We start from the raw sequence: 7,484 nt of genomic DNA, 5'->3' as shown, positions 1-7,484 counted from the left end.
GCGGCCCTTGGTCTGATCGAGAAGGTCAAGACCGGAGCGCTCGACGCGGCCGATGCGTTCGTCGAGGCCAATCGCGATGCCTCGTCGCTGTCGGTGCGCTTCCTGAACGCGGATCTCACCATCCTTTCGCCCGCGGCGGGCATCTCGGTGACCAGGCCCGATGCGGCGACGCTCGTGGTCGACGACGGGTCGGGCAATGGTCTGGTCATCAACGCAGGGGCCGATCCCGCCTTTGTTGCCGAGACGATCGGCACGGTCGCCAAACTCAGCCACAACACCTTCGATCTGGGTCAGGAAGACGGCGTGAACGTCGTCGTACTCAAACTCTGACCGGTGCGGGTCACGAGGCGCCTCGGCGCCTCGCTGTCATGCGCGGCGTCGGGCTTGGTCTGTGACCGCCGTTCGGTTATGGTGCCGCGTCCCTGCCGCCCCGCCATGATGGATCAGACCCAGTGGCTGCTGGTGACCCTGACCGCGGGGGTCGGCGGCTCACTCCTGTCCATCGGTTCCGCGGCCGGCGTCGGCCTGATGGGGCAGGCGCGCGGCATCTACACCTTTTTCGGGCACCTGAAGTGGACCCCGGCGATTGCGCTCGGGTATTTCGCCAGTATCTGGGTGCATCTGTTGATCAATGGTTGACGGCCGGGTTTCGGTGGACATGCCGGCAGCCTTTGTATGCAGTCTGGGTGCCTGTGGCCAATGCAGCGACCCGCCTCCTTGCCTACGTCCTCATCGCCTTACTCGCAGCCTGCTTATTGGCGCCGACTTCGCGCGCCTAGCGCCCAATACGCCAAGGCCGACTAGGGCAAGGATCAGGCTCGCGGGTTCGGGTACCTCGACGCTGACTCCCGTTCGGGTCAGATAGCTCGGGGTCTCGGCGTTGGGATCGGTCGGGGTGCTGAGCTTGATGTCCAACAGGCTGCCGATGCCCGGATAGCCGGCATAGTCGCGGTCATCGACGAACCGGATCGAACTGCTCCAGTTCGAGCCGGTGTCGACCTGAAAGGTCAAGGTAAAGAGGAGGAGATTTGAGTTGGCCGCGTAATCCTGCAGCGCCATCAGGGCGGACCGGTCGAGGTACGAGAGTTGGGTGAAACGCAGCGACCCTTGGTTGATCTGCCCCTGCCCCGTGATGCCCGGGGTGCCGAGCACCGGCCCCGTGTAGGCCCCCAGGTCTGGATGGGGCGCCCGGTAGTCCCACAGGCTGTTCACGTCGCCCAGGTAATCCTCGTTGTAAACTGTGGAGTTGTCGGGGGTGCCGAGCTTGTCGGTGAAGCCGCTGAAGTTGGTCAGCACCATGCGCGCCGGGTCATAGATGATGCCGAAATCGTAACCGGCGACCGCGGTGACGTTGTCCAGGCCGGTGATCGTAACATCGACGCTGATGGTCTCCGTCCCGCCCCCGGAGCCTGGGACGAAGCTGTAAGAATCGGGAACAAGCTGCAACTCGGGGATCGCAAGCGCGTTCGGAGCGGGCAAGAGCGCGAGTGCCGCGGCCCCGAGCAGTCGTCTGGCCCAATCAGTCTTCATGTCGTCGTGCCCCACCGGTTGGTCGCTTGGCTTGTGCTCGGACCCGCGGCGCCCGTGGCGAGGGACCACGGGGTTACGGGCGATCGTTTGGCCCCAGGGCTAGGGCGTCTTAAAGGGCAGACAGGCCCGTTGGTCGTTGATGCTCAGGACCCCATCCCGATTGCAGTCGCCCGAATAGGCCCGCCCCGGTGGACTGACACGGGTCCCGCGGCGGGCCCCGATCAGGTTGAGATCGATGACATCGACCCGCCCACTGCTGTTCACATCGCAGATGGTCGTGCAAGTGTCCAGGAACCCCAGGTCCGCGGTGAGGTTGACGCTGTCGTCGGGCAGCAGCCCCGGATAGTCGTGGGCGCCGGCGCCGACTTCACCGGTTGGTTCGGTGCCGAATGCCAGTGCGAAGACATGGGTGCTCACTCCCTGGGTCGTCGGGGTGCCGCCGTCCTGACCGTTCTCGTCTAAATTGTCGTCGTAGGCGTTGTCGCCGCCGTTGCCTGGCGAAGACGCCATGGCCGCCAGATGACCCCCGGTCCCAAACTCTTCCTTCGGGACATAGACGAACCAGTTGCCCTGAGGCACCAGGTCGAAGAGATAGAAGCCCCCGCCGCTGGTGAGCGTGGTGCGCGCCGGAGTCGCCGTCAGGGGGTTTTGACCCTGCTGGAAGAGCTTCACCGCGACCCCGTCGACCCCGGTGTCGCCCAGGGAAGGGTCGAATCTCCCATTGGCGTTCACGTCGTAAAAAACCAGATTGCCGATGGCAACCAGGGTGTCGAACGTGACGAACCCGGCGTCCAGGGTTGGGTTGTGGTCGCCGGAGGGCTCGCCGCCGACGCTCAGCGTGATGGCCTTGGTAGCCACGGTCCCCTGGGCGTCCGTGTAGGCGTTCTGGTCGAGATTGTCGTTGAGATCGTTATCCGGGTCCGGCGGCGGGCTGCCGCTGCCGGTGGAGGGGATGGTGTCGGCTAGGGCTCCGCCGGTGGCGAAGTTGGCCGGGATCACCTGGAGCACATAGCTGCCTGCCGGCAGGCCGGTGAATTCGTAGAAGCCTGGAAAGCCCGTCTTGGTAAAGCTAGTGGTGGAGGCCACAAAGCGATCCGCGCCCGGGGTGTAGAGGTTGTCGCCATTCGTGTCGGCGTAGAGATAGAGCGTCACGCCGTCGATCCCGGACTCGGTCGCGGGCTCGTAAATACCGTTGTTGTTGAGGTCGAGCCAGATGCGGTCGCCCACACTCAGGGGGCCGGCCGGGAAAACGAGACCCGCATCCTGGTTCAGGACCACGGACCCCGCCACCAGGCTGAATAGGGCGCCCGTGCCGAGGCCCGCCGCGTCGACGGCGATGCGCGAGTCGTTGGACCCGGTGCCCGCATTGGCGGTGGTGAAGCCGCTGGCGAAGGTCCCCCGACGGTCGACCTGGAGGCTGTAGGTGCCGGGGGACACATCGCGGAACAGGTAGTAGCCGGGGTTGCCAAAGCTGTCGTCTGCGGTGACTGTCGAGCGGACCACCTGGCCGCCGTCGCCGAGCAGATCGACGGGCACCCCGTTGAGCCCGTCGCTTGGGGATTCGTCCTGGACCCCGTTGCCGTTGCGATCGATCCAGACATAGTTGCCCACGGTTGCCGTGGTCGCCTCGACCAGGCCCATGTCGATGTCCAGGCGCCCGCCTCCGAGCGCCACCGTCAGGACCGCGGTCTCTCCGGTGAGGGGGTCCGGGTCAGAGTCCTTCTCCGGATCCGAGCCCTGCTCTTGCGGGGAGATGGAATAGCCCGCAGGCGGCGTGAAGCGGACGTAGTAGCTGCCGGGCAGGAGGTCCCCGAAACGGTAGAAACCGTTGTGACCGGCGCCATCCGCGGCGCTGAGGGTTGCGGAGACGAGGGTGTCGTCGATTCCGCCCGCCTGGCCATCCGCGCCCGGGCTCCACAGTTCCACCACCACACCGTTGATCCCGACCTCGCCCGTGTCCTGAATCCCGTTTCGGTTCGTGTCATGCCAAACGTAATCGCCGATGAAGGGCGGGGCCTCGCTACAGTCGATGGTGGTCTGGACCAGATTGGGCTCCGCCGCCTGCAGGGCCGGGGTGAGTCCGTCCGTGCGGGTGGCGAGATAGCCGAATGAGTTGTTGCCCAGTTCCGCGATCTGGGCGCTGACGGGTGCGCGCATGGGCCAGGAGAAGCGCAGGGCGTCCTCCGGGGCGATGGTGATATTGGTACCAAAGCTCACCTTCAGCGCCTTGACCGAGGTGATGTCCGTGGGTGCGATGCCGGTCCAGTCGTTGGTGCAGCCGGAGGGCAGGGCCTGACCCGCGGTCCCGCCGAACAGCTCCGGACGGCAGGGGTTGGTGCTCTGACTGTATTCCACGGTCGCCCCCGAGGGCACGCTGACCGCGCCGGTCAGCGCCGGGGCCCAGTCCGAGCCCCGTGCATCGACGGAGATCACGCCGCGGTCCCCCGCATAGGGAAAGATGTCGTAGAAGATGGCGCGGTTCACCGAAACATTGCCCGGATTGCTGACGGTGAGCCGGTAGCTGAGCGGCCCGTTGCCATAGGTCGTTGCGGTGGATGCGTAATCCGTGTTGCCCGCGCAAGCACCCTTCACCAGCTTCACGGAGTTCAGGCTGGCGTTGGGCAGGATATTGTATAGGGCGTTGCGTGAGACACACAAAGTCTCGGTGCGGTTGCCGTCCTGGTCCAGGTCATTGGTGTCCACCGGCGCCGGCTGGAGGCGGCAGTTCGTGGTGACGACGTCGCCGTTGCTCAGACCCGCCAACATGCCGAGATTCGTGTACTGCCCGGGGAGCCCGGACGCGCCGCTTAGCACCCTGACCGTGATATTCACGGTGATCGCGCGGGCCGGGGTGGCCGGGGGGCCGGACGTCGCGGCCGGGATGGCCAGATTCGGCCAGGTCCAACGCAACACGGTGCCGCTGCCGGTCGGATTGGGGTACTGGGCGAAGACCGGGGCGTCCGCGGGGGCGGGCGGCGTGACGCCGGTCCCGTAGGCGACCGTGTGGCTCAGGTACTGCGTGGTCGCGGGCAAGGCGTCCAGGATCACCGCGTTGCGTAGGTCCGGCCCGTTGGTAGAACTGTTGTTGGTCAGGGTCAGGGTGTAGGTGGTCTGGGTGCCAGGGGTGAAGTTCTGGCCCGTGGGAAAGGACGAGGTGTCGCCGCTCTTATCCATCCGTGGCGCGACAGGCAGGCCGGCCGAGGTCGTCACCGTGTTGGTCGCATTGGTAAGGGTCAGGTTGGTGGCGCTGTAGGTTGCCACGTTCTGAACCGCGGTGGGCACCGCCACCGGGTTGCCGTTGCGGTCCGGGTTCCGAAAGGTGACCCGAACCCGGTGATAGGAGCTGGCGTTGTTATCGAAGCGCTGATACCCCGGCGGGATGGTGCCGTGATTCCAGCGGACCCGGGTGACCGGGTTGGCGTCGGTGGGTGCCGGGTCCAAGCTGGTAATCGCGACATCGGCCGGGGCTGTGTAGGGGTTGCCGGGCAAGTCGTACCAAGTGGTCCCGTTGTCCTTCAACTGGTACTGCACCGAGAGGGAATAGTAGGGGATGAATCTGCCGACCGAGATCTGGTTGACCAACGCCTGGGCCGGGATTGCGTCCTCGACGACGACGTTCTGCTGAGCCACCGACCCGGTGTTGGCGAGAGAGATCCGCCAGTCGAATCCGGGCTGCTGGTCAATAGGATAGGTATTGGCGATGGTGCCTGTATTGCTCTTAGAGAAGGTCCCCCCGGCCGTGCCGGTCACGAATCCATGGGTGACGCTCCCCTCGATGGTCTTCTGGCTGGCCCCGGCCGGGGTGTAAGTGGCCTGAGCGGTATTGGTCACCGAGGTCGGGACGAAGTCACTGGGGTAGAGGACTGAGAAGCTGACGGTCGTGCAGGACGCAGTCGTAGTGGAGGAGTTGACGGGGCGGTTATAGGGCCCGGCCCAGAGGATCCGGTCCGGTGTTCCGGGCGTGAAGACCCCGCCCGTGCTGGCCGAGCCGGTCACGTAAGAGGCCCCGGCGGGGATCGACTCAGCGATGCTGATGTTGGTCGCGTTGAGTGCCCCGATGGTGTTGTTGGCGGGCTGACAGACGCTGACCTGATAGGCCGTCTCCTGGCCCTTGGCGCTGTTCGCCGCCAACCGGGCCTTGGCGATATAAAGCTGGTCCGTGGCCGTCGCCGTGGTGGTCACGAAATTGCTGTTGACCGTGGTCGCGTTGCTGGCCCTGATGGTCGCGTAATTGATCGCCTGGGACCCGTTGGGGGTGCTGCCCGCGGTGAACTTCGCCTGGATCACCAGGGTGCCGGTGGACCCGGCCGGCAGGGTGCCGGGCGCATTGGCGGACTGCGGGGACTGGCTGAAGTAGAAGCTGGCGGTGCGGTTGAGTCCCGTGAGGCAGCTTACGCCGCCCGGAAGCTGCTGATGGGCCGCGTTGCCCAGGCAACTCACGATCTCCACCCCGGCCGGCATCACGTCCGTGACCGAGGCGGCGAGACAGTTTTCGCCCTGGGTCACCGCGGTGCAGGAATAGGAGAGCCGGTACTCGAAGGTCGCGCCCGTCGGGACCGAGGCCGGCGCCTCCTTGGTCAGGGTCAGGGTCGCCGCCTGCGCCGACAGGGGCGCCAACAGGGGCGCCGACAGGGCAATGAGCCAGGCCAGCGGCAGCAGGTACCAGGCTCCGGGTCTGTGATTCGCGAGCCACATAAGTCCCCCCTGGGTTGGCGGTTGGTCCGTTGTCGCCGATGGATTAGAAAGTCTAACCGCACCGCGGCTGAAGTCGCGGGAAACTTAACACCGCAGGACAGTTCACCGCAAGGGCACAGCGCGAGCCGCGGGAGAGATGACATCAGTCTGGATCGCACCCGACGCGAGGGTCGGCCCAGAGCACGGTGAGGCGTCCGTGATACCATTTACACCTATGCTGACCTACCCCGACCTCGACCCCATCGCCGTTGCCATCGGACCACTGCGGGTCCATTGGTACGGACTCATGTATCTCGCTGGTTTCGCCTGCTCCTGGGGGCTGGGGCGCTGGCGCGCCGCGCGGCCGGGCTCGGGCTGGACGACCGAGATGGTGGACGACCTGATCTTCTACTGCGTCATCGGCGTCATCGCCGGCGGCCGGCTGGGCTACATGCTCTTCTACGGGTTCGACCAGATCCTGGCGAACCCGCTGAATCTCTTCAAGGTCTGGGAGGGCGGCATGTCCTTCCACGGGGGCCTGATCGGGGTCATCGCGGCGATGGCCCTGTTCGCGCGTCGGCAGGGGCTGCACTTCTTCCAGGTGGCCGACTTCATCGTCCCGCTGGTGCCCACGGGGCTGCTGTTCGGGCGCATCGGGAACTTCATCAACGGGGAGCTCTGGGGGCACCGCACGGACCTGCCCTGGGGGGTGCAATTGCCCTGTGCCCAGTTCCCGGGTCAGTGCGCGGACCAGGGCCCGGACGCCCTGCTGAGCCCGGCGGTGCACCCGTCGCAGCTCTACGAGGCGGGCTTGGAGGGCTTGGTCCTGTTCCTGATCCTGTGGACCTACTCCAGCCGCCCGCGCCCGCTGATGGCGGTGTCCGGGCTCTTCCTGCTGTTGTATGGGTGTTTTCGGTTCCTCATCGAGTTTGTCCGCACCCCGGACGCCCAACTGGGTTATCTCGCCTTTGGTTGGCTCACGATGGGGCAGCTACTCTCCATCCCCATGATCCTGTTTGGCGGCCTTTTTCTGGTTATCGCCTACCGTCGCCGTTAAAGGAGCCGGGGCGTCCCGCCCCGGTAACTGGACAACTCGGGGCGGCCTTGATCATCGCCCCGGCCAGTAGCGGTCCGTCCGCAACCGGCGGTCGAGGCTTTACCGTGAAAGTGCGTAGTCAGGCCATCCTGGCCTGACGGTGTCGGGGCTGGAACAGTCAGGGCTGGAAGCCCTGACTACGCCGCCCCGCACGCTGGCCATCGAGCTAGCGGTCGAGAGGACT

The 7,484-nt window shown here is 65.8% G+C and carries 5 protein-coding genes; 3 read left to right on the top strand and 2 right to left on the bottom strand.

Features of this window, described 5'->3' with window-relative positions:
• Positions 1-330, top strand: a 330-nt coding sequence (locus QZY48_RS07245) for a hypothetical protein (RefSeq protein ID WP_295429566.1), incomplete at its 5' end; no start/stop codon positions are given.
• Positions 331-333: 3 nt separating this feature from the next.
• On the top strand, positions 334-639 hold the full coding sequence (gene nhaD, locus QZY48_RS07240) for a sodium:proton antiporter NhaD (protein ID WP_295429562.1): 306 nt from the start codon (positions 334-336) through the stop codon (positions 637-639).
• A 90-nt stretch (positions 640-729) separates the two neighbouring features.
• Here nhaD and QZY48_RS07235 read toward each other — a convergent pair whose 3' ends face one another.
• Positions 730-1,530: a PEP-CTERM sorting domain-containing protein gene (locus tag QZY48_RS07235; RefSeq protein WP_295429559.1), complete on the bottom strand. Its 801-nt coding sequence runs from the start codon at positions 1,528-1,530 to the stop codon at positions 730-732.
• Between the two features lie 99 nt (positions 1,531-1,629).
• Positions 1,630-6,225: an SdrD B-like domain-containing protein gene (locus tag QZY48_RS07230; RefSeq protein ID WP_295429556.1), complete on the bottom strand. Its 4,596-nt coding sequence runs from the start codon at positions 6,223-6,225 to the stop codon at positions 1,630-1,632.
• Between the two features lie 214 nt (positions 6,226-6,439).
• Between QZY48_RS07230 and lgt the strand changes: the two genes are divergently transcribed.
• Entirely contained in the window at positions 6,440-7,261 is an 822-nt protein-coding gene (gene lgt, locus QZY48_RS07225; protein ID WP_295429553.1) for a prolipoprotein diacylglyceryl transferase, read from the top strand.
• Positions 7,262-7,484: the final 223 nt, after the last annotated feature.

This window comes from uncultured Thiodictyon sp. (assembly GCF_903828115.1).
Taxonomy (GTDB): Bacteria; Pseudomonadota; Gammaproteobacteria; order Chromatiales; family Chromatiaceae; genus Thiodictyon.
The sequence above is the reverse complement of the archived record's forward strand: the minus strand, read 5'-3'. Positions and strand labels throughout refer to the sequence as shown.